The organism is Brevundimonas sp. AVps23W, assembly GCF_058681395.1.
In genome coordinates this window covers 180651-206453 of sequence record NZ_CM178738.1, presented here as the reverse complement: position 1 = coordinate 206453, position 25803 = coordinate 180651, and the positions used below count along the sequence as shown (strand labels likewise).

27 protein-coding genes and 1 tRNA gene are annotated in these 25803 nt (G+C 66.7%); 15 read left to right on the top strand and 13 right to left on the bottom strand.

Annotated elements, in window-relative coordinates; all coding sequences use genetic code 11:
• Positions 1-182 precede the first annotated feature (182 nt).
• Positions 183-527: a hypothetical protein gene (locus tag ACW177_RS00980; RefSeq protein ID WP_271164898.1), complete on the bottom strand. Its 345-nt coding sequence runs from the start codon at positions 525-527 to the stop codon at positions 183-185.
• A gap of 115 nt (positions 528-642) precedes the next feature.
• Here ACW177_RS00980 and ACW177_RS00975 point away from each other — a divergent pair, with 115 nt between their 5' ends.
• From ACW177_RS00975 to ACW177_RS00955, 5 genes are read left to right on the top strand one after another with little or no spacing between them, the layout of a single operon-like run.
• Entirely contained in the window at positions 643-1407 is a 765-nt protein-coding gene (locus ACW177_RS00975; RefSeq protein WP_492026810.1) for an electron transfer flavoprotein subunit beta/FixA family protein, read from the top strand.
• Position 1408: 1 nt separating this feature from the next.
• Positions 1409-2338: an electron transfer flavoprotein subunit alpha/FixB family protein gene (locus tag ACW177_RS00970; RefSeq protein ID WP_492026809.1), complete on the top strand. Its 930-nt coding sequence runs from the start codon at positions 1409-1411 to the stop codon at positions 2336-2338.
• A 7-nt stretch (positions 2339-2345) separates the two neighbouring features.
• A complete protein-coding gene (locus tag ACW177_RS00965) occupies positions 2346-2675 on the top strand; it encodes a DUF6883 domain-containing protein (RefSeq protein ID WP_492026808.1) in 330 nt (109 codons plus the stop codon).
• Positions 2676-2680: 5 nt separating this feature from the next.
• Positions 2681-2911: a DUF4926 domain-containing protein gene (locus tag ACW177_RS00960; protein WP_492026807.1), complete on the top strand. Its 231-nt coding sequence runs from the start codon at positions 2681-2683 to the stop codon at positions 2909-2911.
• Entirely contained in the window at positions 2874-3206 is a 333-nt protein-coding gene (locus ACW177_RS00955) for a DUF167 domain-containing protein (protein ID WP_492026806.1), read from the top strand. The genes ACW177_RS00960 and ACW177_RS00955 overlap by 38 nt, the downstream gene beginning before the upstream one ends.
• Positions 3207-3215: 9 nt before the next feature.
• Here the strand turns inward: ACW177_RS00955 and ACW177_RS00950 are convergent, their stop codons facing one another.
• The 4 genes from ACW177_RS00950 to ACW177_RS00935 are packed head-to-tail and all read right to left on the bottom strand — an operon-like array spanning position 3216 to position 5993.
• Entirely contained in the window at positions 3216-4286 is a 1071-nt protein-coding gene (locus ACW177_RS00950) for an osmoprotectant NAGGN system M42 family peptidase (RefSeq protein ID WP_492028048.1), read from the bottom strand.
• Positions 4287-4319: 33 nt separating this feature from the next.
• Entirely contained in the window at positions 4320-4472 is a 153-nt protein-coding gene (locus ACW177_RS00945) for a hypothetical protein (protein WP_492026805.1), read from the bottom strand.
• Positions 4473-4527: 55 nt separating this feature from the next.
• Positions 4528-5436, bottom strand: coding sequence for a FecR family protein (locus ACW177_RS00940; RefSeq protein ID WP_492026804.1), 909 nt, complete (start codon positions 5434-5436; stop codon positions 4528-4530).
• The gene (locus tag ACW177_RS00935; RefSeq protein ID WP_492026803.1) at positions 5433-5993 is read right to left on the bottom strand and encodes an RNA polymerase sigma factor; all 561 of its coding nucleotides are present in this window, start codon (positions 5991-5993) and stop codon (positions 5433-5435) included. The genes ACW177_RS00940 and ACW177_RS00935 overlap by 4 nt, the downstream gene beginning before the upstream one ends.
• Before the next feature lie 205 nt (positions 5994-6198).
• Between ACW177_RS00935 and ACW177_RS00930 the strand changes: the two genes are divergently transcribed.
• Positions 6199-9261 carry a TonB-dependent receptor gene (locus tag ACW177_RS00930; protein ID WP_492026802.1) on the top strand — a complete coding sequence of 1021 codons (3063 nt, stop codon included), beginning with the start codon at positions 6199-6201 and terminating at the stop codon, positions 9259-9261.
• 48 nt (positions 9262-9309) lie between these two features.
• On the opposite strand, the gene ACW177_RS00925 is transcribed toward ACW177_RS00930, so the two are convergent.
• Entirely contained in the window at positions 9310-12057 is a 2748-nt protein-coding gene (locus ACW177_RS00925; RefSeq protein WP_492026801.1) for a TonB-dependent receptor, read from the bottom strand.
• Between the two features lie 247 nt (positions 12058-12304).
• Positions 12305-13051: a helix-turn-helix domain-containing protein gene (locus tag ACW177_RS00920; RefSeq protein ID WP_492026800.1), complete on the bottom strand. Its 747-nt coding sequence runs from the start codon at positions 13049-13051 to the stop codon at positions 12305-12307.
• Positions 13052-13225: 174 nt separating this feature from the next.
• Here ACW177_RS00920 and ACW177_RS00915 point away from each other — a divergent pair, with 174 nt between their 5' ends.
• Both ACW177_RS00915 and ACW177_RS00910 read left to right on the top strand, forming a co-directional pair.
• On the top strand, positions 13226-15349 hold the full coding sequence (locus tag ACW177_RS00915) for a marine proteobacterial sortase target protein (RefSeq protein WP_492026799.1): 2124 nt from the start codon (positions 13226-13228) through the stop codon (positions 15347-15349).
• Positions 15346-15951 (top strand): class GN sortase, encoded by a 606-nt coding sequence (locus tag ACW177_RS00910; protein ID WP_492026798.1) that lies wholly within the window; start codon positions 15346-15348, stop codon positions 15949-15951. The genes ACW177_RS00915 and ACW177_RS00910 overlap by 4 nt, the downstream gene beginning before the upstream one ends.
• Positions 15952-15959: 8 nt before the next feature.
• Here ACW177_RS00910 and ACW177_RS00905 read toward each other — a convergent pair whose 3' ends face one another.
• On the bottom strand, positions 15960-16586 hold the full coding sequence (locus ACW177_RS00905; RefSeq protein WP_492026797.1) for a TetR/AcrR family transcriptional regulator: 627 nt from the start codon (positions 16584-16586) through the stop codon (positions 15960-15962).
• Between the two features lie 440 nt (positions 16587-17026).
• Here ACW177_RS00905 and ACW177_RS00900 point away from each other — a divergent pair, with 440 nt between their 5' ends.
• On the top strand, positions 17027-18103 hold the full coding sequence (locus ACW177_RS00900; RefSeq protein ID WP_492026796.1) for a hypothetical protein: 1077 nt from the start codon (positions 17027-17029) through the stop codon (positions 18101-18103).
• Positions 18104-18230: 127 nt separating this feature from the next.
• On the opposite strand, the gene ACW177_RS00895 is transcribed toward ACW177_RS00900, so the two are convergent.
• The 3 genes from ACW177_RS00895 to ACW177_RS00885 form a co-directional block, all read right to left on the bottom strand.
• Positions 18231-18307: transfer RNA gene (locus tag ACW177_RS00895), tRNA-Arg, on the bottom strand.
• 153 nt (positions 18308-18460) lie between these two features.
• Positions 18461-19261 (bottom strand): SDR family oxidoreductase, encoded by an 801-nt coding sequence (locus ACW177_RS00890; RefSeq protein ID WP_492026795.1) that lies wholly within the window; start codon positions 19259-19261, stop codon positions 18461-18463.
• Positions 19261-19572: a 4a-hydroxytetrahydrobiopterin dehydratase gene (locus ACW177_RS00885; protein WP_492026794.1), complete on the bottom strand. Its 312-nt coding sequence runs from the start codon at positions 19570-19572 to the stop codon at positions 19261-19263. The genes ACW177_RS00890 and ACW177_RS00885 overlap by 1 nt, the downstream gene beginning before the upstream one ends.
• Positions 19573-19732: 160 nt before the next feature.
• Between ACW177_RS00885 and ACW177_RS00880 the strand changes: the two genes are divergently transcribed.
• From ACW177_RS00880 to ACW177_RS00860, 5 genes are all read left to right on the top strand, one after another.
• Positions 19733-20479 carry a Crp/Fnr family transcriptional regulator gene (locus ACW177_RS00880; RefSeq protein WP_492026793.1) on the top strand — a complete coding sequence of 249 codons (747 nt, stop codon included), beginning with the start codon at positions 19733-19735 and terminating at the stop codon, positions 20477-20479.
• A gap of 9 nt (positions 20480-20488) precedes the next feature.
• Entirely contained in the window at positions 20489-21277 is a 789-nt protein-coding gene (locus tag ACW177_RS00875) for a class I SAM-dependent methyltransferase (RefSeq protein ID WP_492026792.1), read from the top strand.
• Positions 21265-22842: a 2-polyprenylphenol 6-hydroxylase gene (gene ubiB / locus ACW177_RS00870; RefSeq protein ID WP_492026791.1), complete on the top strand. Its 1578-nt coding sequence runs from the start codon at positions 21265-21267 to the stop codon at positions 22840-22842. The genes ACW177_RS00875 and ubiB overlap by 13 nt, the downstream gene beginning before the upstream one ends.
• A 13-nt stretch (positions 22843-22855) precedes the next feature.
• The gene (locus ACW177_RS00865; protein ID WP_492026790.1) at positions 22856-23308 is read left to right on the top strand and encodes a hypothetical protein; all 453 of its coding nucleotides are present in this window, start codon (positions 22856-22858) and stop codon (positions 23306-23308) included.
• 98 nt (positions 23309-23406) lie between these two features.
• The gene (locus tag ACW177_RS00860) at positions 23407-24183 is read left to right on the top strand and encodes a hypothetical protein (RefSeq protein WP_492026789.1); all 777 of its coding nucleotides are present in this window, start codon (positions 23407-23409) and stop codon (positions 24181-24183) included.
• Positions 24184-24207: 24 nt separating this feature from the next.
• On the opposite strand, the gene arfB is transcribed toward ACW177_RS00860, so the two are convergent.
• The gene (gene arfB / locus ACW177_RS00855; RefSeq protein ID WP_492026788.1) at positions 24208-24612 is read right to left on the bottom strand and encodes an alternative ribosome rescue aminoacyl-tRNA hydrolase ArfB; all 405 of its coding nucleotides are present in this window, start codon (positions 24610-24612) and stop codon (positions 24208-24210) included.
• Complete coding sequence (locus ACW177_RS00850) at positions 24609-25079, bottom strand: YaiI/YqxD family protein (protein ID WP_154726976.1); 471 nt, start codon at positions 25077-25079, stop codon at positions 24609-24611. The genes arfB and ACW177_RS00850 overlap by 4 nt, the downstream gene beginning before the upstream one ends.
• A 237-nt stretch (positions 25080-25316) precedes the next feature.
• On the opposite strand from ACW177_RS00850, the gene ACW177_RS00845 reads away from it, so the two are divergent.
• Positions 25317-25664: a hypothetical protein gene (locus ACW177_RS00845; protein WP_492026787.1), complete on the top strand. Its 348-nt coding sequence runs from the start codon at positions 25317-25319 to the stop codon at positions 25662-25664.
• Positions 25665-25803: the final 139 nt, after the last annotated feature.

The window sequence follows — 25803 nt, the reverse complement described above, 5'->3', positions numbered from 1 at the left end:
TCACCTCTCCGCGCGCGAAGGCGCGTGGGGAGGACAGGTCGCGCTTGCGACCAGGCGGGGGCGACTCCGGCGGCGGGGTGGCCCCCAAGAGCGTCTGACACCGAGTCGCCCCCTCCTGGCGTTCGCTGACGCTCTCGCCTGTCCTCCCCGTCGGCCTTCGCCGACGGGGAGGTGAAGCGTGATCACGTCGCCGGTCTGGCCGCCGCCAACGCCGCCTTCTGGCGGGTGATTTCGGCGGCGCGGGCGCGGTCTTGGGCGGCGAGTTGGTCTTCGATGCGGATCAGTTCGCGGTTCTTTTCGTCCGAGGCCTGGGCGCGCGAGACGCCGTTGGGGCGGCCGGTGATCTGGGCGATGGAGATGGGCTGGGCGCAGATGCGGTTTTCCATGTCGTACCATTTGCCCGCCGCCTCGCAGCGTTCGCCCGGCGCGACCCAATAGGCCTGGACCGCGAAAACCCCCGCCACGGCGACGCCGAACAGGGCGAAGAAGATCATGGCCAGGCGGGGAAAGGTCAGAAAACGCTTCATCTCAGGATCCGTTAGGCGGGTTTTGCACGGGAGCTTGACCCCGCGTTACGTTGACAGGCCTTCGCGACCGCTCCATGTCCTGCCCCTACATTCAGGCGAATTCACGGATAGACCCATGAAGGTTCTCGTCCCCGTCAAACGGGTGATCGACTATAACGTCAAGGCCCGCGTCAAGGCTGACCAGTCCGGCGTCGATCTTGCCAACGTCAAGATGAGCATGAATCCCTTCGACGAAATCGCCGTCGAAGAGGCGGTTCGTCTGAAGGAAGGCAAGGAACATCACGCCGCCGGCACGGCGACCGAGATCGTCGTGGTCTCCATCGGCGTGACCCAGGCCCAGGAAACCATCCGCACCGCCCTGGCCATGGGCGCGGATCGGGGCGTGCTGATCCAGTCGGACACGGACCTGGAGCCGCTGGCGGTCGCCAAGCTGCTGAAGGCCGTGGTCGAGGAAGAAAAGCCCGACCTGGTGCTGATGGGCAAACAGTCGATCGACGGCGACAACAACGCGGTGGGCCAGATGCTGGCCGCCCTGCTGGACTGGCCCCAGGCGACCTTCGCCGGCAAGCTGGTGGTCGAAGGCGGCAAGGCGACCGTGACGCGCGAGGTCGACGGCGGGTTGCAGACCATCGCCGCCGAACTGCCGGCGGTGGTGACGGTGGACCTGCGGCTGAACACGCCGCGCTATGCCTCCCTGCCGAACATCATGAAGGCCAAGAAGAAGGAGATCGCCGTCAAGGCGGTCGCCGACTACGGCGTCGATGTCGCCGACCGTCTGAAGGTCCTGAAGGTCACCGAGCCGCCCAAGCGCTCGGCCGGCGTCAAGGTGGCCGATGCGGCCGAACTGGTTTCCAAGCTCAAGTCCGTGGGAGCGCTGTAATATGGCTGTCCTCGTCATCGCCGATCACGACGGTTCGACCGTTCGCGACACCACCCACAAGACCGTGACCGCTGCCCTGGGCCTGTCGTCCGACGTGGACGTTCTGGTCGTCGGGCAGGGCGCACAGGCCGCTGCTGATGCGGCTTCGAAAATCGCCGGCGTCCGCAAGGTGCTGCTGGCCGAGAGCGGCGGCCTGGGCCACGGCCTGGCCGAGGCGGTGGCGGCGACTGTGGTCCCGCTGGCCGCCGGCTACGACGCCATCCTGACGCCGGCCTCGACGGACGGGAAGAATTTCGCCCCCCGGATCGCCGCCAAGCTGGACGTGGCCCCGATCTCGGACATCGTCGAAGTGGTGTCGGCCGATACGTTCGTTCGGCCCATCTACGCCGGCAACGCCCTGGAGACGATCCAGTCGGGCGACGCCAAGAAGGTGATCACCGTGCGCCCGACGGCCTTCGCCGCCGCTGCTGAAGGCGGGTCCGCCCCGGTCGAGAGCGTCGCCGGCGCCGATGCGCCCAAGACGACGTTCGTCGCCGAAGAAATGGTCAAGTCGGACCGTCCCGAACTGGGCGCCGCCAAGATCGTGGTCTCGGGCGGTCGCGCCCTGGGCTCGGCGGAGGAGTTCCATGCGGTTATGGAGCCCTTGGCCGACAAGCTGGGCGCCGCCATCGGCGCCTCGCGCGCGGCGGTGGACGCCGGCTATGCGCCGAACGACTATCAGGTCGGTCAGACCGGCAAGGTGGTCGCCCCGGCCCTGTACATCGCCATCGGCATCTCGGGCGCCATCCAGCACCTGGCGGGGATGAAGGACTCCAAGTCCATCGTCGCCATCAACAAGGACCCCGACGCCCCGATCTTCCAGGTCGCAGACTATGGCCTGGTCGGCGACTACAAGACCATCGTGCCGGAACTGATGGCCGCCCTGGGTTGAGACCCAGGTGAAACTGCCAGGCGGTGGGCAGGCGGTCGTTCCGGACGGAAAGATCGAAGCCTACTGCCTGTCGGTTGAACATCCGGAAGGCCGACACAAGGCCCGGGTCTTCGCCGCCGCCCTGGGTCTGACCCTGATCGACGCCCCCGTGCTGAAGCGCCGGCTTCTGGAGGCGGCGAGGGACGCCGACGCCGAGCGGGTGGGGGCGACCCCGTTCGGGACTCTGTACCGCATCCGCTTCATGCTAGACTTCCGTGGTCGAACGGCGGTGATCAGCAGCGGCTGGATCGTCGGATCGGACGGGGTTCCGCGTCTGACGACCGCGATGGTGGAGTGACGACTATGATTGAGGAACTCGATGTCGTGGCCCTTCTGGCGGATCGCCCCGACCTGGGACTGAAGAAGGGCGAACGCGGGACGGTCGTGATGATGTTCAGCGAGACGGCCTTCCTGGCGGAATTCGCCGACGAGGCCGGCGTCGAGCGGGCGACACCGACCCTGACGACCGGGGATGTCGAAGTCGTGTGGCGGGTCGGTGATCACCGTTCCCCGGATCGGCGCGCCGCCGGTTGATCCCTTGGCCCGACTGCCCATCAAACTACAGCCCGGCGCGTCCAGCGACCGGATCGACGGTTGGGACCTGGATCCCGAGGGCCGCAGGGTGCTGAAGGTGCGGCTGCGCGCCCGGCCGGTGGACGGCGAGGCCAACGCCGCCCTGGTGAAGTTTCTCGCCAAGACCCTGGGGGTGTCGAAATCCTCGGTCGATCTGGCGCGCGGCGGTCAGTCGCGGCTGAAGATGATCGAGGTCGAGGGGCTGGACGAGGCCGAGCTGACGGCCCGGCTGGACGGGGTCATCGCCGCGGGTTGAGGGTTTCGATCAGTCCCGGTCCTCATCGAGCGGTTGGTGGGTGAAGCCCTTGACGTCGCTCAGCGGCTTGGCGTCGCGGCCGATCTCGACCTCGCTTTCGGCATAGGCGATCAGCAGGCGCGTCAGGTCCGCCAGCGCGCTGTCGTGGATCCGTTCATAGCCGTGGCTGGCGTCCACGCCGAAGGTGACCAGGGCCGTCCGGATGTCGGCGCCCGATTCCAGCGCCGAGGCCGAGTCCGAGCGGTAGTAGCGGAAGACGTCCTTCTGGTGCGGAATCTCGTGGTCGCGGGCCAGCAGGACCAGTTTGCGCGTCAGGTGCCAGTCGAACGGGCCGGTCTGGTCGGCCATGGCGATGGTGACGCCGAACTCGGACGAGTTCTGGCCCGGTGCGGTCGTGCCGTTATCGACCGTGACCATGGCCGCCACGTCGGGGATCAGCACCGACGAGGCGCCCAGGCCGACCTCTTCGGCGATGGTGAACAGCCACCAGGTGTCTACCGTCGGGGTGCGCTCCTCCCGGATCATGCATTCCAGGGCGGCCAGCAGGGTGGCGACGCCCGCCTTGTCGTCCAGATGGCGCGAGACGATGAAGCCGGTGTCCATGAACTCGGGCTGGGGGTCGATGGCGACGATGTCGCCGACGTCGATACCGAGGGCCAGGGTGTCGTCGCGCCCGTGGGTCACGGCGTCGATGCGCAGCTCGATCTGGCGCCAGCTGACCGGCTGGGTGTCCACCTCTTCGTTGAAGGTGTGGCCCGAGGCCTTCAGCGGCAGGATGGTCCCGCGCCAGGCGCCGCCCTCGGAAAAGATCGTGGCCCGCGCGCCCTCGGCGAAGCGCGACGACCAGTGACCGATGGCCACCAGCTCAAGCCTGCCATTGTCCTTCACCTGTTTGACCTGGGCCCCCAGGGTGTCGACGTGGGCGACGACGGCGCGGGCAGGCTTGGGCGTGCGGCCGGGCAGGCGGGCGCGAATGGCGCCGCGCCGGGTCAGCTCATACTCCAGGCCCAGACGCCCCAGTTCCCGGCACAAGAGCCAGACGGCCTCGTCGGTATAGCCGGTGGGGCTGGGCGTGTTCAGCAGATCGGCGAGACGTTCGGCCGTCGGCTGGGGTTAGTGATTGGCCAGGCCGGGGCGTTCGTTGGCCTCGATAAAGGCGTAGTCGGGCTCGCGCGGCGACTTCACCATCAGGTCGATGCCGGTGACGGGGATGTCGATGGCGCGAGCGGCGGCGACGGCGCTGAATCGTGGAAGCAGCGTGTACAAATGTCTAGCTGGCGAATGAGTTCACCCGATGGGTGTTATTCGGTTCAGCGGGCCTTCAACGCGACAGGGTCCAGGTCTCGCCGTGGCGGTCAACGGACACGCCGTAGAGCATGTGCAAGGCCTGGACGAAGGCCTGGGAGTCGCCGGCGGTGAAGACGCCGTCCACCGGCGTCAGGGCCAGGGACGGATCGGCGACCGTAAGCCGGATACGGCTGTAGCGGTTCATCTCGGCCACCGCGTCGGCGAGCGGCGTCTGATCGAAACTGATCCGGCCGTCACGCCAGTCTGCGATCTGACGAAGCCGGGCCGAGACGACGGGGCCGGGCACGCCCTTCGGGTCCAGGCGCACACCCTGGCCAGGGCGGAGGTTGAGGCGTTTGGCCCTGGCGTCCAGCGGGCCGACCGATACGCGGCCGTCAACGAGATCGACCTGTGTGAACCGTGGATCTCGCCGGACATTGAAGCGGGTTCCGGTCACCCGGATGTGGGCGCCGTCGCTGACGACATCAAACGGGGCGGCGTCGGAGCGATGGGCGACGGCGAAGAAGGCTTCGCCGCTGTCGAGCGTCACGAGGCGGCGTTGGTCCGAAAGCCGCACCTCGATCCGGGTGGCGGTGTTGAGCGTCACCTGCGAGCCGTCCGCCAGGAGCACCGTCCTGCGCTCGCCGATGTCGGTCTCATAAACGACCGGACGTTGGGTCCAGAGCAGGCCGGCGCCGACTGCAACGGCGACGCCCGCCGCCAGACCAGAGCCGACGACCAGCGCGCGACGCGACGGATAGGTCGGACGGGCGTCGTTCGCGGCGATCTCGAAATCGGCGGCGTCCAGTCGGCCCAGGGCGTCCCATACGGCCTGCACCTCGTTCGTCTCGGGGCGCGGGCTTGGCGTACCGCCCTGTTCTTCATGCGCGAGGTCGGCGACGAAACGGTCCGCATCGCGATCACGTGGGGGAAACGGAATCATTGTTCGAACCATCCACAGTCCTTGAGTTTGTGGCGACAGCGCGCCAGGGCGTCCGCCAGGAGCCGCTGGACGGTGCGCAACGGCAGTTTTTGTCGTTCGGCGATTTCGACGAGCTTGAGGCCCTCGACGCGGTGCAGCATCAAGACCATCCGCTCGTCCCGGCTGAGGCCGGCGATGGCGCGGCGGAGCAGAACGGCGTTTTGACGCCAGCGCAATTCGTCAAAGGGAGACGGATCCTCCTGTGCGAGGTCTTCGTGCAATTCGACGTGTCGCCCCCCTGCGCGGCTCTGGCGGCGGCGATGAAGATCGCGCACGACGCTGTCCGCCGTCTTGAAGACGTAGACGGTGTTGAACTCGGGCGGCGGGATCTTTCCGGCGAGGCGTAGAAGCCGGGCGTATATGTCCTGAAGCGCGTCCTCGGCGTCGGCGGGCGCCAGGAACCGCTGGAGATAGCGACGGAGTCGGGAATCGTAGCGCGCGACGATCGTCGAGACGGCGTTCCTCGCGGCTTGGTTCGCTTTCGCGTCTGTCATCGATGGCTCGGCGCCGTCAAACATCAAAATTCGCTCTTAGCCTCTGGTATTATAGACGCGCCGGCGCCCGAACCCCGCCAAGAATTTCGTCGGCGACCCGCCGAAATTTTCAGATGCGGCGGGTCAGGCCCGCAGGCCAAGCCGGCAGGCGTGCCGCCGACCGTGTCATCATTCCATTGCAGCCCGCCTCTAAGAACCGCGCCGGTCGAGGTTGTCACGGATCGTCGTTATGGGCGGCGGCGCACTGAATGCTCTTGTGGTCGGCCTGGGTGCGAGCGTCGTGATTTCGGTCGCCGTCTCGCCGGGAGAGGCCCTGGCGTCCGGGCCCGAGTCGGCATTCAACGTGCCCGCCCAGCCGCTAAACGAGGCGCTGCGAGAACTGGCGCGACAGGGGCGGGTGCAGGTCCTCTTTCAGGCCGACCGGGTGCAGGGACGCTATAGCCGCCCGGTGCGCGGGCGTTTCGAAGTGCGCAAGGCGTTCAATATGGCGCTCGCCGACGCCGGGTTCGAGGCTCGGCGCGTGGATGAGCGCACGCTGGTCGTCATGGCCGTTCCGCCTCCCGCGTCCCGAAGAGAAGGGCTGGCCGCTCCGCAGCGAGCGCCGGTCGTGCCGGAACTGACGGCGGTGCTGGTCGTCGCGCCCCGGCTGGAGATCGCCCAAGGCCGTCGGACCTTCGATACGGAGGCGGGGGAAATCAATGTCGTGGACCGCCTGTCCCGCCTCGATATGGACCGGGAGAGCGCACAAAACCTGTCGGAAGCCCTGGGCGGCCTGGCGGGGATGACCGTGATCAATACCGGGCGGTCATTCATCGGGGGCGTCGATTCAGCCTCTCGCGGCGAAGGCCTCTATGCCGCCTACAGGGGGCTGAACGCCGAATATAACCTGACCATGATCAACGGCGCGCCGGTGGCGCAGGGCCTGCCCTATTCGCGCGGGGTTCAGCTGAACCTGCTGCCGCCGGACGCCTTCCAGGCCGTGGTTGTGCACAAGACCGGGCGCGCCAATCTGGATGGCGACTTCATCGGCGGGGCCCTGGATTTCCAGACCCCGCGCGCCGCCGATGTCGATCGCTCGCCCTGGACCGCCGTCACGACCGGCGTGCGCGTCGAAACCCGCGCCCGCGACTATGGCGAGGACGGGTTGGGGGGCGCGGTCCGCGTCGAGCACGCCAGGCGTTTTGGACGTGACGGCGCGGTCGGGATGTATGCGGCCGCCGCCTACGAAGATCGCAGTTTCGTCAATTCTGAACTGGGGGGGGTGATGGCCGCGCAGAACGACCGGGGATGGGCCTATGCCGTCTCGGGATCGTCCGAGGGCGGGGCGGTGGATCCGACGCGGCCGCAGGACAATCTGATATCGACCAGCGTCAACGTCGGGGTGTCGAGCGGCCACAGCCGGATACAGAACCAGACGCTTTCGCTGGACTGGCGGGTGAACGACGGTCTGGACCTCTATCTCCAGGGCAGTCATGCGCGGGCCGACACCGAACAGAACTCGACCTTCACCCAGGTCGTCAGCGGGCCCCAGCGCTGGATCGACGACGGGACGGGGGCGTACAGATTGTCGGTCGATAGTCTTTCGACCCGCGTCTGGTACGAAACCAATCCCGACATCACCTCGCTGGCGACGTTGAACCTGGGCGCCAGGGCGCGGGCGGGACGATGGCGGGCTTCGTCCTATGTGCTGGCGACGCGGGGCGAAAGCGCTCGGCCCGACCATATCGAGGCCTCGGCCTGGATCAATCAGCGCGACGGCTACAATACCGCGACCACGCCGCGCGCCTTCAGCGGTCTGACGGTGCGATATGAGAACGGCCTGCCCGTGCCCTTGTGGCCCGAGGTGGTGTTTGATGATCTGAACAATGCGGGCGCCACCTTGCTGGCGCGGCGCGCCGGCCAGATGACCGAACAATTCTCCAGCCAGAGCCGCTACAGCCTCGGGTCGGACATCAGTTTTACGCCGTCGTCGGGCGACTGGCGGAGCCTGTCGTTCGGCTTCAAGTCCAGCCGAAGCGACCGGGACCTGACAAATCGCAACTGGACCAATCTCTTTTTCGGCGACCTGTACGAGACCTCCGGACTGACCTGGGAGTCGTTGGGCATTGCAAACGGGGTCTATGCCGACGTGTTTCCGGGCCTCTACGACTGGTCGGCGCCCAAGATCGATCAGGCGCGGCTGAAGGCCTATTTTCTGGAGAACCGCTCCGAGGCGAGTTTCAACACCTGCGGCGCCCTGTACGTCAACAATCTGAACTGCAACAGCCAGTCGGGCCGCGAGGTCGTTCACGCCGTCTATGGGATGGCGACGCGGATTTCGGGACGCCTGGAGCTGCAACTGGGCGCCCGCTACGAACAGACGCGTATCCGCAACACCTACTGGATCATGCCGGACGACGCCGATGGCGAACAAGCCGGCGACTGGGAGAGCAGCCGCACCCGCTACGACAAGCTGCTGCCCAGCCTGAACCTCAACTATCGGCAGGATGACGACACCGTCTGGCGGGCCGCGCTGTGGCGCGCCTATAGCCGCCCCGCCTTCATGCAGCTGGGCGGAGGGGTGCGGGTCGAGACCCTGAACGGCGTGACGACCGTCACCCGCGGCAACCCGGATCTGAAGGCGGTGGACGCGATCAATGCGGACTTCGCCTATCAACGGGCGTTCGGCGGTGGATCCGCCCTGAGCCTGTCGGCCTATTACAAGCAGTTGGACCACTATCTGTTCGAGAGCGAGGGCAGTCTGGACGTCGGCGAGGCCGTGACGGTCGACGGCGCCCGGGTGGTCATGCCCCAGAACGGCGGGAGGGGCGAAGCCTATGGGCTGGAGGCCGAGTTTCTCCAGTCCATCGCCGATCCCCTGATCAAGGGCGGCGAGATCAGTTTGCAGGTCAACGCCAGCCGCCAGTGGTCGAATGTCGATCTGGGGCAGGACGAACTGGGCCGCGATATGCCGATGCAGAATGCGCCGGACTGGTTGGCCAATGTGGATCTGTCTTATCGACTGGGGGGGCTCAGCCTGTATCTGAGCTACAATTACACGGGCGCCTATCTGTCCAGCTACAATGTGCTGCGCGCGCAAGGCGCGTGGGATAATCTTTGGGTCCGGCCGGCCCAGCGTGTGGATGCGAGAGCGCGGTGGAAGCCTGCTCCGGACGTCAGCCTGGATCTGACCGTCACCAATCTGACCGGGGAATACAGCTACTGGGCGCATGTGGGACGCGACAGCCTGGCCCTGTCCGACGTCATCCAGTCGGGCCGCCGCATCGTCATGTCCCTTCGTCGGGAATTCTAGCCGGGACAGTGACGCCGGCGCGGTCGGAACCGCGCCGGCGTCGATCCGTCAGAAGTCGTACTTGAGCGTCAGCAGGGTGGTGCGGCCCGAGTTGACCACGTCCGAAATGGCCAGGCTGTGCTGGCCGACATGGGTCCAGTAGCTGTAGTCCTCGAACAGGTTGGACACCGACACATCCAGCATGACCCCGTTGTCGAACGCGTAGCCGGCGTGAAGGTCGGTGCGGCGGATGGGGCGCGCCCAGGTGTCGAGACCTGCGACACGGTTGTAGGCCGTGACGGACTCGCCCGAGTAGTTGTAGTTCAGGTCGATGGTCATCGGACCCCAGGCGTAGTTCAGCTTGATGTTGGCCAGCATTTCAGGCGCGTTCTGCATCCGGTGCTTCTCGCCGCCGCCGATGTCGACCTCGGTCCACTGGCGGGTGTAGTTGGCGCCGGCGGCGAAGCCGGACAGAAGGCCGGGCAGCATGTCGAAGCGCTGGTACAGCTGAACCTCGAACCCGCGGACATAGCCGTCGCCGCCGTTGGTCGGGGAGACGATGGTCACGCGCTCGAAGGTCTCGCCGTTATAGGTCGTGCCGCCCGAGTTCGAGCCGCCGTTCACCGTCGTCGAGCCGTTGTCGTACATGTAGTCCGACAGCTGCTTGTAATAGGCGCCGACCATGGCGTAGCCGCCCTGGCTGTTGCTCCATTCCGCCGAGGCGTCGAAGTTCCAGGACTTGAGCGTCTTCAGGTCCGGGTTGCCCCGCGTCACGGTGATGGAGCCGTCGCCGCGCGAGGTGGTTTCCGCCCCGCCCAGTTGCACCAGGGCCGGACGCATATAGGCGCGGGTGATCGAGGCGCGATAGACCGTATCGCCGACCGGACGATAGTTGACGAACAGGCTGGGCAGCCATTCGTTGTACTCGGTCGAGTTGGACTCGAAGCGCTTCGCCGAGACGTCATTGTTCCAGTAGGTGTTCTCGATCTGGGTGTGTTCGTAGCGCAGGCCGGGGATGATCTGCAGATCGCCGAACTGATAGTCGCCGGTGGCGTAGGCCGCCGTGACGTCCTCGTCGCCCTTCAGCGTATTGCAGTTGAGGTAGCAGAGGTCGGCGGCCGCCGCGTCGGCGTCGAAATACTGATAGAAGAGTTCAAGCAGGCGGTCCTGGTTCACCTTGGGCACGCGGATGTCGTAAAGGCCCGGGTAGACCGAGTCGTAATATTCGGTCGCCAGACCCAGCTCGTCCCAGGTCACGCCGCCGCGACCCATCAGGTTGGCGAAGTGATTGTTGGTCCAGTCGTGGCTGCTGACGCGGCGATGGCTGGTGACGTATTTTACGCCTGTCTTGAAGGAGGTCAGGGCGCCGCCGTCGAACAGGCGTTCGGCGTCGAACCGCAGACCGGCCTTCTGTTGACCCGAGAATTGTTCGGTCAGCTGGCCGGCGCGTCGGGCCAGCAGGGCGGTGTTGGCGTTGTTGACCTGGTCCGCCTGGGCGGTGGTCAGCAGGGGCATCGGATAGCCGTCGGCGTCATAGCCGATGAACAGGCCGCTATAGGGGGTCTGGACGCCGGCGTTGTAGTTGTCCGACTGATTGTTCCGCATCGAGGCCTCGATGTGGTTCGGACGGTCGTTCTTGCCCTGCGAATAGAAGATCGACGGCGACAGGGTCCAGTCGCCCAGACGCTTTACGGCGCCCAGGCTGAGGGTGCCCAGGTCGGCCTCTTCCGGGTTGGTCGTGTACCAGACCCGGTTCGACGAGCTGGTCAGGTTGAGGTCATAGTAGCCGGTGGCGGTGTTCAGCACGCGCGAGCGGTTCTGGACGAACTGCACTATGGTCGAGTTCTGCTCCGTCTCCGCAAAGGCGTAGGAGCCGCGCATGTACAGTTCCAGCGTGTCGTCGGCATGCCAGTCCAGCGAGAAATTGCCGCCGTAGCGTTCGGTGTGGCCCGTCGAGACGCCGACGTTCAAACCGGTCAGCGCCAGATTGCTTTCGGCGTCCAGCTCGGTCGGGTTCACACCCTCGCCGGAGCTGGTCGAGGAATGAAGATAGGCCCAGCCGCCGTCGTTCTGGGCGTTCATCAGGCCGGCCACCATGGAGTTGGCGTAGGAACGCTTGTCGTAGAAGCCGCTGACATAGAGGCCGAACTGTTCGGTGGGGCCGAAGCGACGGGCGAACTCGCCGTTGACGCCGCCGCCCAGGCCGTCTTCGTCATAGTCGCGCGCACGGCTTTCGACGCGGCCGGACACGGACAGCGAGCCGTAGCCGTCGGCGAAGTTGAAGGCCGAGGGGGTGCGGAAGTCGACCGTGCCGCCGATGGCGTCGCCGTCCATGTCGGCGGTCGAGTTCTTGTTCACGACGATGGTCTTGAGGCCCGACGGCGGCAACAGCGAGAGCTGGACCTGACGGGAGTAGGGCATTCCCTGGGCGACGTTGACGCCGTTGATCAGGGCCAGGGTGAACTCGGAGTTCATGCCTCGCACGCCGACGAACATGCCTTCGCCGCGCGAGGCGCCGTCGACGCCGCCGAAGAAGGAGTTGCCGGTGTTGGTGACGCTGATGCCGGGCAGCAGGGCCAGGGCTTCGGCGACATTGTGAACGGCCGTGTGTTCCAGGTCGTCGGCCGACATGACGCTGATGGCGTTGTCGCTTTCCATCTGGGTCCGCAATGCGTCGCGGCGGCTGCCGACGACGGTGATCGCCGTCAGGTCGGTGGCGTCGCCTTCAACCGGGGTCGTGTCCTGGGCCTGGGCCTGGGCCGCGAACATGACGGCCGCAAGCGTCATCGACGACGCGAGGAGCCGGGATTTGAACATGGATCTCTTCATTGACTTGCAGTCCCTTGAGCCGGGGCAAGGACATGCCCCCCAAGGACCAAGGACGCGGCGGTTCCGGCGACGCGCCGGAATTTAATAAAGGCTTCACAATGGGAGCCGGCGCGCCCGGTGTCGGCAGGGTTTGTCGGCAGGTTTTTCGGGGCGAGGCTGCACGCCTCGCTCAATGACCCGGCCCTGTCAGCCTAGGCGACGCCCGCGCCTGGCGATGCGACATCCGCTCGCCGCGTCAGCGCGGGAAGCGCGCGAAGTCGTCGGTCGTGACCTTGTCCAGCTCCGCGCGATAGCGGGCGTAGGCCGGACTGTCGGGTGCGATCAGGCCGAACGTCCCCTCTTCCTGGGGCGAAGGCGTCTGGGGCGACGGCGTAAGGGCGATCGGCACGGCCGCCGGCACCAGCTGGGAGCCGTGGCCCACCATCAGCGTGGTCAGAATGCCGTATAGCGCCCCCTTGATCGTGGGGCGTCCCAGCACCGCCATCCGGTATTGCCCGTCGACATTGGTGACCAGATAGGTGTGTCCGGACAGGTGCGGGACCGACACGCTGCCGCGCTGTGAAAAGGCGCTGTCCAGCCGCTCGGATTCCGAGAAGGCCAGATGGGATCGCTCGTGGTCCCAGACGATGTCCGTCAGATAGGCGTAGATGTGGTTCGGGTAGCCGAAGGACGGTCGGAGGGTCAGATAGCGGCCTTCCAGCCAGCGCACGGCGCCGCGAGAATAGGATCCCATGGCGTCGGGCGAAGCCGCCGGGAGTTCGATGGGCTGGGAGATCGTCTGGCTTGGCCGCAGTGGCACGCCCAGCGCCTGTTCCAGACGGATGACGGTCGCCAGGGTGAAGGCGCGGCGGCCCGACAGGGCTTTTTCCAGCGTCGAGATGCTGATCCGGGCCATGTCCGCCAGCGCCTGTCGCGACAGGCGGCGCCGCGCCAGTTCCTCGCGCACGCGATGCGATATGCGCTCGGCCTCGGTGTCGATCACGCCATTCCCCGTTCCTGAACCTGTGATGGAATGCGCACATTTCCGCACATGCCGTCAAGTCGCGGACAGGACACGGAAAGCCGGGCGGAAAACGGCGGAGACTGGCCTGGATTTCGCGTGGCTGTGCGCACGGTTCGAGGCCTAGTCAAAAGGCTCCATCAAGGAGCATGGCCCATGAGAACCTCGCCTTTCCGTCCATCCAGTCGAAGCGGCGCCCCGCTGATCGGGGCTGTGTCCCTGCTGCTGATTTCCGTGATGCTGGCGCTCAGTCTGGCCTCGGCCGTCAGCGCACGCCAGGCCGCGCCCACGGGTGAGGTCACCTCCGGCGCCCTGATGCTGAAGACCCGCAACGGCGCCACGCCCGCCGCCGTGCAACTGGGCACGGACATGGAGGTGACGATCACCGGCCAGACCGCGCGGGTGAAGGTCGTCCAGGCGTTTCGCAACACGGGGCGAGACTGGGCCGAGGCCACCTATCTGTATCCGCTGCCCGAGGACGGCGCGGTCGACAGTCTGAAGATGGTGATCGGCCAGCGCGTGATCATCGGGCGGATCGAACGTCGCGAAGCCGCCCGGCGGATCTATGACCAGGCCAAGGCCGAGGGACGCGGGGCCGGACTGGTCGAACAGCAAAGGCCGAACCTGTTCACCAATCGCGTGGCCAATATCGGCCCCGGCGAGACGGTTCTGATCGAGATCGAATACCAGGCGCCGGTTCGCCGGACCTCCGGAGAATACAGTTTCCGCCTGCCCCTGGTCGTCGGCCCCCGCTATACGCCCGCCACCGCCCAAGGCGCGCCCGATGTCGCGACCGCCAGGGCCGGCGGCGCGCCGGTTCTGGACCCGCGCCGTCACGCCCCGACCAATCCGGTGTCCATCACCGTGCATCTGAACCCCGGTTTTGCGCCGACGGGCGTGGTCAGCCCCTATCATCCTGTGCGGATCGTGGACGCGCCCGGATCGGGCCGCACCATTTCGCTGACCCAGACCACCGTCCCCGCGGATCGCGATTTCGAGCTGCGCTGGCGCTCGGCCGAGGCCGATCCGTCGGTCAGCCTGTTCCGGGAGCGCCTGAGGAACCAGGACTATCTGATGGCGGTGATCGAACCCCCGGCTCCAAGTCGCCGTCGTGCGCCGCCGCCGCGTGAACTGATCTTCGTCATCGACAACAGCGGCTCCATGTCGGGCGACTCGATGGACCAGGCCCGCGAAAGCCTGAAGCTGGCCCTGCGCAGCCTGACGCCCGTCGATCGTTTCAATGTGATCCGGTTCGACGACAGCATGACGGAGCTGTTCGACAAGCCGGTCCAGGCCACGCCCGACCAGGTGGCGCTGGCCCTGCGGTTCGCCGGTCAGCTCGAGGCCCAGGGCGGCACCGAGATGCTGCCCGCGCTGAGAGCCGCGTTGGTGGATGATACGCCCCAGGACCGACGCCGCGTGCGCCAGGTCATCTTCCTGACCGACGGTTCGATCAGCAACGAGGACGAGATGCTGAGCGCCCTGGGGTCGGATCGCGGCCGCAGCCGGGTCTTCATGGTCGGGATCGGCAGTGCGCCCAACAGCTTCCTGATGAGCCGGATGGCCGAGGTCGGGCGAGGCGCATACACCCATATCGGCGACACGCGCGAGGTCATCGCCCGGATGTCCGCCCTGCTGGATCGCCTGACCCGTCCGGTCGTGACCGACCTGCGCGTCTATGGTCAGGGCGGAGACGCCGAGTTCACGCCCGTCGATCTGCCGGACCTCTATGAAGGCGAGCCCCTGGTCGTTCTGGGCCGCAGCGGCGACCGGCTGGGTCGGATGACGGTGTCGGGCGTGCTGGACGGTCGCCCGTGGAGCCGTCGGATCGACCTGAGCCAGGCGGTCGAGGGGCGGGGTATCGGCAAGCTCTGGGGCAAGCGCCGGATCACGGACATCGAGGTGGCCAGCCGCCTGGGCCAGATGACCGACGAGGCGGCGGCCGGCGCCATCGCCCAGCTGGGTCTGGACTTCTCGATCGTCACCCGCGAGACCAGCCTGGTCGCCGTCGATCATACGCCCCGCCGCCCGGTAGGCGCGCGCCTCACCGAGGAGGAACTGCCGCTGAACCTGCCCCACGGCTGGGACTTCGACGCCCTGTTCGGCGGGCCGGCCACGAGCACCGGCGCGGACGGCGGAGCGGCGGCCGATGACCCGCTGGAGCCGCTCGATCTGCCCCAGACCGCGACGACCTGGGAGCAGACGCTGGGCAGCGGCCTGGTCCTGATGATAATCGCCGGAATGGGTCTGTGGCTCGTCCGTCGGCGGAGGCCGGCGTGAGCGTCGCGATTAAGACGATGACGAAAGGACGGCGCCTGACGGGCGCCGTCCCCTTCGCCCTGGTGCTGTTCCTGATCGTCGGCTTGGCGCTGGCCGGCCAGGGCCTGATCATTCCCGCCAAGGCGGCGCTGGCGCAGATTCTGTTGGATCGCGCCTTTTCTCGCGCCCTGGAGAGCGGCTCGCCCGTCAAGGCCTGGCCCTGGGCGGATACGGCGCCGGTCGCCCGGATCACCGCGCCACGACTGGGCGTCAGCGACATCATCCTGTCGGGCGGATCAGGCGAAGCCATGGCGTTCGGGCCCACCCACCTGCCGGGAAGCGCCGCCCCGGGCCAGCGCGGCACGGCCGTCTTCGCGGCCCACCGCGACACGCATTTTCGTTTCCTGAAGGATCTGCGCCCAGGCGACGTCATACAGGTCGAAGACATCCACGGCGTGCGAACCACTTATCGTGTCGAGGGCGGCTATGTCGTTCGCAACGATCAGTTCGGCATCGACCGCCATACGCCGACGCCAATCCTGGCCCTGACCACATGCTGGCCGTTCGATTCAGGCGCACGGGGACCGCTACGCTATGTCGTCATGGCGCGGTGGACAGCCTGACGGTCGGCTCAGGGCAAGGCTCTGTTGTCGCCCGCTCCGAACGCCGCAAGAAACACCGCCGTCGCCTTGTCGACGGCCGAGTGGCGCGTCTGCTGATCCGGCGCGCCGTCCAGCCCCCAGAGCTGACGCTCGACAAGGCCGGCCTCGCACAGAGCCTTGAAGTAAAGACTGGCGTCGCGGAGATTGAAGCGCACCAGTTGTCCTGAATCCATCAAGCTGGCGATGGTCTCGCTGATGGCGACAAGCGTTTTGCGCGCACCCCTCTCGTAGAAGATGCGGCTGAGCTGCGGTTGCCGGCCGGCCTCACCCATGATGAGGCGATTTGCCTCCACGACATCCGGGCGGGTGACCAGGTCGAGATAGGCGATCCCGACTTGCCGAAGAACCTGGGCGGTGTCCGGGCCGATTTTCGCGGCCTCGATCTCCTCAATGCCGCCCTTGCCGGCTTCATTGACGAAAGCCTCGAAGAGCTCCTCCTTGCTCGAAAAATATCCGTAGAGCGTCGCTTTGGACGCCTCGGCCTGTTGAGCAATGGCCTCCATCGTCACGGCTCCGAAGCCCTTTTCGATGAACAGCTTGCTGGCCGCCCTGACGAAACCAAGCCGCCGGTCCTCTGTCCGTCTTCGCGCCATCATAGTCCTTTCACGACGGGTGCGCGGGGCCGACCGCCAGCGGCATCCTATAACGATACGGTACCGTATAGTTATCTTGACAGCGGTCAAATTCCGACGATAAGTGAACTGTATCGTTCAGTTATTGGGCCGGCCGTGAGCGCCTTATCAATGCACAGGCGAGAGGAGAGCGGCGGGGTCGATATCGCCGCTTTGCACGCGCCTTGGCGACCTGCGGCAGGCGAGTGTGACGCGGTTCCGCCCCAGCAACCTCTCGCGTTCGCGATACCGACGGGTGCGGCCCTGGCCGCTTCAACAGCGACTGGATCATTCAGCCGCTCACCACCGATCACAGGATCAGCCAGCAGCAAGACCTGCGCGCCTGTCCGCTGTGAACCCCGGCTTCCGCTTGCCTCCGCCCTTGCTGAAGGGGGCAGCCAATCAAGAAATGAGGAAACATAGATATGAGCAACGCTCCTAAAAAATGGATCAGGGCCGAAATGGAAGGCCTCGATCCAGAAACCGACTATGTCCGGATCTGGCAGCTTTCGAGTTGCTATGGCGCCGACGAGTTCATGCAGAATCTGATTTACGCGCTAACCTTCCCTAACTTCGTCGTTAGCGAATGGGGCGCGGCCGCCATCTGGCGCGAGGATGGAGGGAAGGTCGTCGAACGCTCATCCTCTCGCGTTGAGCAGACGCAGAACGCAAACGCCCTTTGGTGGTGGTACGGACCGCATGATGAGCGCACCAAGAAATCCGTCGCCGGCATCAATAATCTTCACGCCTATTGGGCAAAGCAGTATCCGGGCACGTTTTCCTATAACGAAGACTATATTTACGTCTGCGCCTTCACTGCGGTGACGATGCACCGGCTTCGCCTTCAAATGGGAGTGCCGGGAATATCGGAGCGGGAAAAGATCGCCGCCCATAAGTTCTGGGGGGAGATGTCCAAACTCTTCCGGGCAGAGAACGACAAGCCGTTGCATGGCTATCCAGACGACTTTGACGGCCTCGTCCGCTTCTGTGAAGCGATCGAAAATGAGCCCCGGCCGAAACCCGAACGCGGCAATCTGATCGCCTCGGCCATTTACGAGCAATTCGTGTTCAGGTTCTTCCCCGAGAACCTGCACTGGCTGGGTCATCAACTGATCCGTAGCCTCGCACTGCCGACGACATTGGAGACGATGCAGATCGACCCTCCGTTCCCGATGGCCAAAGACCTTCTGCCCAAGCTGCTGGGCATGGTCTTCTGGTATCAGGAGACGTTCATGGACGATCCGCCGCGCAGCTACGTCGAGGAACGCGAAGCGATGGATCGGCACGACAAGCAGGTTCTCCGCGAATCGATCCGCGCGCTCGACAAGGCGTTTCCGGCCCATTTCGCCGCACGCTATAAGGACGATCAGAGGTTCGCCGGCTGTCCGTTCCATGCCGCGTTGCCGCGTTACGAGGAAGAGACGGCGTTCGAGCCTCCCGTAGCCGTTCAGGAAATCGAGTCGTCCGTCGTCGGGAATATCGGCGTCGCCAACGCTGAATAAAGTCACCGTCACGCAAGGCGTCGCCAACATGCCGGCGGCGCCTTGTCACGCCTGCCGGCGTGACAAGGCGCCCAGCAATGGTGGGGAATCTGCTGCTGTTGGCGGAGTTCTCGGCTTTAAACCGAAGTGGCGCACCCGAGAGGATTCGAACCTCTGACCCCTGCCTTCGGAGGGCAGTACTCTATCCAGCTGAGCTACGGGTGCGTGGTCGGCGAGACGCCGAAGAGGCCGCTTACAGCAAGCGGCGGGCGGTCTCAATCCCGAATAAGCAGATGACCGCGCAATAGGGACGCGAACGATCACCCGGCCTCAAGCAGCGCGAAGCGCGGTAGGCCCAAAAAGAAAGGCGCCAGCGCGCTATTGCGCGGTCATGCCGCCGTCGATCTTGAACTCGGACCCGGTGACGAACTTCGACTCGTCGGAGGCGAGGTAGAGGACGCAGTAGGCGACGTCGTCGGGTTCGCCGATCCGCTTCAGGGGGATGCCGCGGGTCAGGCGTTCGTGGGCCTTGGCCTCGTCGCCGCCGGCCATGGCGATGAAGGGGTCGAGGATCGGGGTCTTGATGAAGACCGGATGGACCGAGTTGCAGCGCACGTTCCAGTCGGCCTTGGCCGCCTCGAGCGCCAGGGTCTTGGTGTACATCCAGACGGCGGCCTTGGTGGCGTTATAGGCGCCCATGCCGGGGGCGGCGACCATGCCGGCGATGGACGAAATATTGACGATGGAGGCCGGCGCGGCGGCGCGCAGGTGCGGCATGGCGTATTTGGCGCCCAGCATGATCGAGCGCAGATTGATCTCGTACTGACGCTGCCAGTTCTCGACCGTGTCCTGTTCGACGAAGGCCAGGGGGCCGCCGACGCCGGCGTTGTTGACCAGGACCGACAGGCCGCCCAGGTCGGCGACGGCGGCGGCGACTACCTGTTCCCACCGGGCCTCGTCGGCCACGTCGTGGGCGTAGGCGAAGGCGGCGCCGGGGATTTCGGCGTTGATCCGGGCGGCCAGGGCGGCGGCGCGGTCGCCGTCGATGTCGGTCAGGGCCAGGCGGGCGCCCTCGCGGGCCATCATGAAGGCCATGGCCTCGCCCAGGCCGCCGGCGGCGCCGGTGATCAGGACGGTCTTGCCGGCGACGCGGCCGGGGCGGCTGTGGGGGGCGGTCATCAATCGTGTCCGTTGCCGGGCGTCAGATCGCCGCTGATCGAGTCGATGAACTGGGCCAGCTGAACATCATGATCCGTGACCCCGTCGGCGTCGTGGGTGGTGAGCAGGATCTCGACCCGATTGTAGACGTTGAACCATTCGGGATGATGGCCCAGGGCCTCGGCCTGCATCGCCACACGGGTCATGAAGGCGAAGGCGGCGTTGAAGTCGTGGAACAGGATCGCCTTGACGATGGCGTCGCGACCGTCCTCGCTCGGCTTCCAGCCGTTCAGCGCGGCGCAGGCCGCCCGGGCTCCGATATTGCCGTCCATTGCGCGTCTCCCAGCACGATCTCTTGTCGGTTCCGTCCGGCGTAAGCCACCCGGCCGCGCGCGGCAAGCGTCCGTCAGGGCGGGGCGGAACAGACCGGCGCGCTCTGACGTTACCGGGTCTTGCGAAAGCGTCGCCGTTTCGGATGCGGAGGAACTGGGTATGGACAATCTGTGGATCGCCGCCCTTGAGCCCGCCGACCGCAAGCGGATCGAGCCCCATCTGGAGACGCGCACAGTGGCGCGCGGCCAGATGTTGTATGACGCCGGCGAGGCGGTCGGTGAGGTCTGGTTCCCGATCAAGGGGGTGGTGTCGCTGATGACCGTCCTGCCCGACGACAAGATGGTCGAGACCGCCGCTATCGGCCGCGAGGGACTGGTCGGGGTGACCTGCGGCCCGTTCAACGCCCGGGCCGCCAGCCGCGCCATATCCCAAGGCGACGGGGTCGCCGCCGTCTGTTCGGCCGAGGCGTTCGGCGCGGCGCTGGACGCGAGCGAAAGCCTGCGTTCGGCCCTGTCGCGCTTCACCGAAGGCCTGATGGCCCAGGTGCAGCAGGCCGCCGCCTGCAACGCCCAGCACCGGCTGGACGAACGGCTGGCGCGCTGGCTGCTGACCCTGCACGACCGGGCCGAGGACGACCGGATCGACCTGACCCAGGCCGACATCGCCGGTATGTTGGGCGTGCGCCGGGCCACTGTGTCCGAGGTCGGGACCGTGCTGGAGGGCAAGACGCTGATCCAGCGCGGCCGGGGCTGGGTTCGGGTGCTGGACCGCGACGGGCTGGAGGCGGCCTCCTGCGGCTGTTACGGCCTGATGCGTGAGGTGATGAAGGACTTGGAACTGCCTCAACCGGAAGCGGGCTCCGAGGGGGACGGACTTCGGGGTGACGGAAGGGCCGCGACGCGCTAGACCGCGCGCATGACCGACGCCTCCTCCCATGGCCCGCATTCGTCGGGCGACCGTTCCTCCTTCGGCTTCCGCGACGTGGATGCGCGCGAGAAGGTGAAGATGGTGCGCGGGGTCTTTGATTCCGTCGCCTCCAGCTATGACGTGATGAACGACCTGATGAGCGTCGGCGTCCACCGGGTCTGGAAGGACATCGCCGCCGCCAAGCTGAACCCACGCCCCGGCGAGACCATCCTGGACGTGGCCGGCGGCACCGGCGACATGGCGCGGCGCTATTCGAAGATGGCGCGCGCGGCCCAGGAGCGGCGGGGCGGCGAAGACGCTTCGGTGATCGTGCTGGACTATAACGCCGAGATGATCCTGGCCGGGGTCCACAAGGGCGGCGAGCCCGAGATGAGCTGGTCGGTCGGTGACGCGATGAACCTGCCGCTGCCGGACGCCTCGGTCGACGCCTATTCGATCAGTTTCGGCATCCGCAACGTGGCCCATATCGACAAGGCCCTGGCCGAGGCGCGGCGCGTGCTGAAGCCGGGCGGGCGGTTCCTGTGCCTGGAGTTCTCGCGGCCCACGACCGGGCCGGTGCGCAAATTGTATGACGCCTGGTCGTTCCACGCCATTCCGCGCATCGGCGGTTGGGTGGCCAAGGATCGCGACAGCTACCAGTATCTGGTCGAGAGCATCCGCCGCTTCCCCGACCAGACGGCCTTCAAGGGCCTGATCGAGGACGCCGGGTTCAAGCGCGTCTCGGTGACCAATCTGTCGGGCGGGATCGCCGCCATCCACCACGGGTGGGCGATCTGACCCGGGTCTATCGCACGGCCCCGCCGCCGCCGGCCGCCGTGGCGGTGCAGAATCCGGTCGCGGCCTTTCTGCGCCTGCTGGGCTGGCTGTGGGTTCTGGCGCGCCATGACGCCCTGATCCCGCGCGAGGCCAATCCCCTGCTGCCCGTCTGGGCCCGACCCTTCGCCCGCGTCGTGCAGATGCTGTCCGGCCGCGACGGACGTCAGGGCCGGCCGGGCCAGAGGCTGGGCAAGGCGTTCGAACACCTGGGGCCGGTGGCGATCAAGCTGGGCCAGGTCCTGGCCACCCGCGCCGACATCTTCGGCCTGCAGTTCGCGCGCGACCTGGGCCGGTTGAAGGACGCCCTGCCGCCGTTCTCGATCGAGGAGGCGCGGCGCGAGATCGAGAAGTCGCTGGGCCGGCCGGTCGAGAGCCTGTTCATCGATCTGAGCCCGCCGGTCGCCGCCGCCTCCCTGGCCCAGGCGCACCGGGCGACCCTGGCGGACGGTCGCGCCGTGGCGGTCAAGGTGCTGCGTCCCGGGGTCGAGCGCCGGGTCGCCGACGGGCTGGACGCCATGCGGCTGGGCGCCGCCCTGGTGTACCGGCTGGTTCCCCTGTCGCGCCGGCTGGAGCCCCAGGCCTTCGTCGAGACCATCGCCAACTCGATGGACCTGGAGCTGGACATGCGGCTGGAGGCGGCGGCCGCCAGCGAAATGGCCGATGTCCTGGCCAAGGACGGCTATATGTCCGCCCCCGCCGTCATCTGGGACGGGGTGGGCAAGCGGGTGCTGACGCTGGAATGGGCCAGGGGCGTGCCCATGACCGATCCGACCCTGACCGACCTGCCCGGCCTGGACGTCGATCTGCTGGCCGATAATGTGGTGCGGGCCTTCCTGGTCCAGGCCCTGGACCACGGGGTGTTCCACGCCGACCTGCACGAGGGCAATCTATTCGCCAGCGCCCCGGCCCATCTGACCGCCATCGACTTCGGCATCGTCGGGCGGCTGGGTCCGGCCGAGCGACGCTATCTGGCCGAGATCCTGTGGGGCTTCATCAGCCGCGACTATGACCGGATCGCCCGGGTCCATTTTGAGGCCGGCTATGTCCCGCCGCACCATTCGGTCGAGACCTTCGCCCAGGCCCTGCGCGCAGTCGGCGAGCCGGTGATCGGCCGGGCCGCCAGCCAGGTGTCGATGGGCCGGCTGCTGGGGCAACTTTTCGAGATCACCGCCCTGTTCGACATGCGGCTGAGGCCCGAGCTGATCCTGCTTCAGAAGACCATGGTCTCGGTCGAGGGGGTGGCGCGCCGGCTTCAGCCCGACCACGACCTGTGGAAGGCCGCCCAGCCGGTGGTCGAACGCTGGATCCGTCGCGAGCTGGGGCCCCAGGCCCAGGCGCGCGACGCCCTGAACGAGATGATCGCGGCGGCGCGGGCCATCTCGCGTCTGGTGCAGGACCCGCCGCGTCCGGTGACGGTGGTCATCGAAAAGTCGGGAACTCCCGCTTGGATGACGGCTTCAATCACGGTCGCGGTGGTCGCGGCCCTGACGGCCCTGGGTCTTTCTCTGTGGCCCTATCTGCACTGACCGGAGCCTTCGCATGAAGACCAGCCTGATCAAGACGGCTCTCGCCGCAGCCCTGTTTGCGGCGCCTGTGCCTGCGCTGGCCCAGGCGGCTGCGGGCGCGGTGCCCAACGCCTTCGACGCCGCGCCTGCCGCCCCCGCACAGGCTCCGGCTTCGGTCGAGGCCCAGGCGCCGGACATCGCGCGAGCCGAGGCGGCGCTGCGCGGCGTGATCGCGGCGGTTCAGGGCGCGGGCTTCGACTATTCGGTCTTCACCCCGGATCTGGCGACCCGGATGCGCCAGCTGTCGCCCGAGATCAGCCCCCTGATCAAGAGCTTCGGCGCCGTCCGCACGGTCGAGTTCGAGAAGGCCGAGGGCGACGCCCAGCTGTTCCGCGTCACCTTCGACAACAAGGTCACCGAATGGATGATCCTGTTCGATCCCGAGGACCGGATCGCCGGCCTGCGGTTCCGCCCCGTCGAAGGCTAGGGCGCAGGACGGCCAAGGCCTTGGGGCCATCCTAAGGCCAAGCTGATGCGCTAAGCCTTGGAACGACGGCGCTTTTTCCGTCTTCTGGGGTTTCAGACATGAAATATTCCGTCGCCGGCCTCGGCATGATGGCCCTGCTTTCCGCCTGCGCCAGCGGCCCAGGCGGCCCCGGCGGCGAAGGCGGTCCCCCGCCGCAGAGGAGCGAAATCTTCGTCAGCCCCTATGGCGAGCTGTTCGTGTCCGAGCCGGGCGAGCCCTATCCGGTCGCGGCCTGGTTCGCCGACGCCGACACCGACAGCGACGGTCGCCTGACCGCCGAGGAATTCGCCGCCGACGGTCAGCGCTGGTTCGCCACCCTGGATCAGGACAGCGACGGCGTGGTCGGGCCGTCGGAAATCTTCGCCTATGAGCGGCTGGTCGATTCCACCTTCGCCGCTATGGGCGGGGGAATGGGCGGCGCGCCAGGCGGCGGAATGGGCGGCGGTCGCGGCTCTGGACGGGGCGGGCCGCCGGGCGGCGGTCAGATGAACCTGAACGGCGACCAGCAGCAGGATCCCATGGGCGGAATGGGCGGCGGTCAGGAAGGCGGCGGATCGGGCGCCAAGCCGCGCGCCCAGCCCTATCGCGGCGGGACCGAGCGTCTGGCCCGCGCCGGCCTGTTGTCGGTGCCCCAGCCGGTGCGGGCGGCCGACCGCAACGCCGACCAGAAGATCACGCCCGAGGAATGGACCGCAGCGGGCGAGCGCTGGTTCGTCCTGCTGGACCAGGATCACGACGGGATCCTGACGCTGGAAAGCCTGCCCAAGACGGCGATGCAGGGCGGGCCCGGTCAAGGGCGTGGCCAGGGTCGGGGCGGCCGCCCCCCGCGCGGTTGATCCGGGGCCGCTAGTTCAGCGCCGCTAATCCAGGTTCGGCCGGCCGCGTCCCGACTTGATCGAGGCGCGGCTGGTCTTGGCCTTCAGCCGGCGTTCCTTCGAGGCCTTGGTCGGCCGGGTCGGGACGCGGAAGACGGGCTTGATCGAGGCCTCGTCCACCATGGCCTGCAACCGTTCGACGGCGTCGGCGCGATTGCGCTCTTGCGTGCGGTGGCGGACGGCGGTGATCAGGATCACCCCCTCCAGCGTCAGCCGACTGCCGGCCAGCTTCATCAGCCGCGCCTTGACCGGCTCGGTCAGGCTGGGGGAGTTCTTCACGTCGAACCGCATCTGGACGGCGGTCGAGACCTTGTTGACGTTCTGGCCGCCCGGTCCGCCGGCGCGGTAGAAGTGGAACTCCAGCTCGTCCTCGGGGATCGTCGTCGTCATGGCTGGCTCGGGGGGGCGACCCTGCGCGCCTTGACCACGGCCTGGTCCAGGGCCTGAAGAAACCGCGACCGGTCGGCGGCCGAAAACGGCGGCGGGCCGGACGTCGCCACCCCCATCGACCGCAGATGCTCGCCCACCATCCGCCCGGCCAGGGCCGAGCCGATCGAGTCCGGGGTGAAGGCCTGTCCGTTGGACTTCAGCGCCTGGGCCCCGGCCTTCAGGCAGCGGTCCGCCAGGGGAATGTCGGCGGTGATCACCACATCGCCCAGACCCGCCCGCTCGGCGATCCAGTCGTCGGCCACGTCAGGCCCGGCGTCCACCACCACCTGTTCGATCAGGGCCTCGCGCGGGACCTGCATCCAGCCATTGGAGACCACATAGGTCTTCAGCCCATAGCGCCGCGCCACGCGATAGACCTCCTCCTTCACCGGGCAGGCGTCGGCGTCGATGTAGAGGGCGGTCGGCATGGGCCTGACCTAGCGCGGACGGGGGCGGGTCGTCGAGGGTGGGGTGGGCTTACAGGAAGCTGAAACAGGGCCGAAGGGGTCTAGGTGAGGGCAATCGGTTGTCGCTTGGCAGGTTCATTTGAGCCGCTGATCTCAATGATTCTTTCCAGGTTCATGTGCGGCGTGCCTGCGGCAAAAATGAGTGGAACTGTATGCTCAACTCCGTCGCTGAGCACGACAAGCTCGGAAGGGCCGTAGATGCTGCGTCTGAGCCAAAAATGGGCCGAGTCAAAATTCAAAGGCTTCCGAAAATACGGGCTTGAGAGAACTGATCCCGATATCGACAATAATGAGCCTCCATGGCGCAAAACCTTGGCGAAAGCTAAAACCAAAATTGGGATCGCCACTAAGGCCGCAACCGCGGCGATAGGCCATCGATGTGCCGACCGGCTGCCCGACGCAAGGTACTCGCTGATGGAACCTGAGGTCCAAAAAGGCTCGACCAAGATCCATCCCATGGCCAGCCAAGCGATGCCGTATATGCCTCCAAACTTGAGAGGCGATATTCTCAAGATTGTGCGGCGGGTTTGTAGGTCCATATCGTAGTTTGGCCCTGGCGGCTGTTCGTTGCAATGTCGAGAGCGACGTTCCGCCACGCGTTGATTGGCGAAATCGGCGTCTGATCGCACAGCAGACGCTGCGGCGGCGTTCTGTCCCCTCCCCGCCCTGCGGGGAGGGGGACCGC

What these genes read in the sequence shown, in the direction of transcription:
- ACW177_RS00980 (WP_271164898.1), bottom strand. Translation starts at nt 527, where the DNA reads ATGAAGCGTTTTCTGACCTTTCCCCGCCTGGCCATGATCTTCTTCGCC.
- ACW177_RS00975 (WP_492026810.1), top strand. Translation starts at nt 643, where the DNA reads ATGAAGGTTCTCGTCCCCGTCAAACGGGTGATCGACTATAACGTCAAG.
- ACW177_RS00970 (WP_492026809.1), top strand. Translation starts at nt 1,409, where the DNA reads ATGGCTGTCCTCGTCATCGCCGATCACGACGGTTCGACCGTTCGCGAC.
- ACW177_RS00960 (WP_492026807.1), top strand. Translation starts at nt 2,681, where the DNA reads ATGATTGAGGAACTCGATGTCGTGGCCCTTCTGGCGGATCGCCCCGAC.
- ACW177_RS00940 (WP_492026804.1), bottom strand. Translation starts at nt 5,436, where the DNA reads ATGATTCCGTTTCCCCCACGTGATCGCGATGCGGACCGTTTCGTCGCC.
- ACW177_RS00935 (WP_492026803.1), bottom strand. Translation starts at nt 5,993, where the DNA reads ATGTTTGACGGCGCCGAGCCATCGATGACAGACGCGAAAGCGAACCAA.
- ACW177_RS00930 (WP_492026802.1), top strand. Translation starts at nt 6,199, where the DNA reads ATGGGCGGCGGCGCACTGAATGCTCTTGTGGTCGGCCTGGGTGCGAGC.
- ACW177_RS00925 (WP_492026801.1), bottom strand. Translation starts at nt 12,057, where the DNA reads ATGTTCAAATCCCGGCTCCTCGCGTCGTCGATGACGCTTGCGGCCGTC.
- ACW177_RS00915 (WP_492026799.1), top strand. Translation starts at nt 13,226, where the DNA reads ATGAGAACCTCGCCTTTCCGTCCATCCAGTCGAAGCGGCGCCCCGCTG.
- ACW177_RS00905 (WP_492026797.1), bottom strand. Translation starts at nt 16,586, where the DNA reads ATGATGGCGCGAAGACGGACAGAGGACCGGCGGCTTGGTTTCGTCAGG.
- ACW177_RS00900 (WP_492026796.1), top strand. Translation starts at nt 17,027, where the DNA reads ATGAGCAACGCTCCTAAAAAATGGATCAGGGCCGAAATGGAAGGCCTC.
- ACW177_RS00890 (WP_492026795.1), bottom strand. Translation starts at nt 19,261, where the DNA reads ATGACCGCCCCCCACAGCCGCCCCGGCCGCGTCGCCGGCAAGACCGTC.
- ACW177_RS00885 (WP_492026794.1), bottom strand. Translation starts at nt 19,572, where the DNA reads ATGGACGGCAATATCGGAGCCCGGGCGGCCTGCGCCGCGCTGAACGGC.
- ACW177_RS00880 (WP_492026793.1), top strand. Translation starts at nt 19,733, where the DNA reads ATGGACAATCTGTGGATCGCCGCCCTTGAGCCCGCCGACCGCAAGCGG.
- ACW177_RS00875 (WP_492026792.1), top strand. Translation starts at nt 20,489, where the DNA reads ATGACCGACGCCTCCTCCCATGGCCCGCATTCGTCGGGCGACCGTTCC.
- ACW177_RS00865 (WP_492026790.1), top strand. Translation starts at nt 22,856, where the DNA reads ATGAAGACCAGCCTGATCAAGACGGCTCTCGCCGCAGCCCTGTTTGCG.
- ACW177_RS00860 (WP_492026789.1), top strand. Translation starts at nt 23,407, where the DNA reads ATGAAATATTCCGTCGCCGGCCTCGGCATGATGGCCCTGCTTTCCGCC.
- arfB (WP_492026788.1), bottom strand. Translation starts at nt 24,612, where the DNA reads ATGACGACGACGATCCCCGAGGACGAGCTGGAGTTCCACTTCTACCGC.
- ACW177_RS00850 (WP_154726976.1), bottom strand. Translation starts at nt 25,079, where the DNA reads ATGCCGACCGCCCTCTACATCGACGCCGACGCCTGCCCGGTGAAGGAG.
- ACW177_RS00845 (WP_492026787.1), top strand. Translation starts at nt 25,317, where the DNA reads ATGCTGCGTCTGAGCCAAAAATGGGCCGAGTCAAAATTCAAAGGCTTC.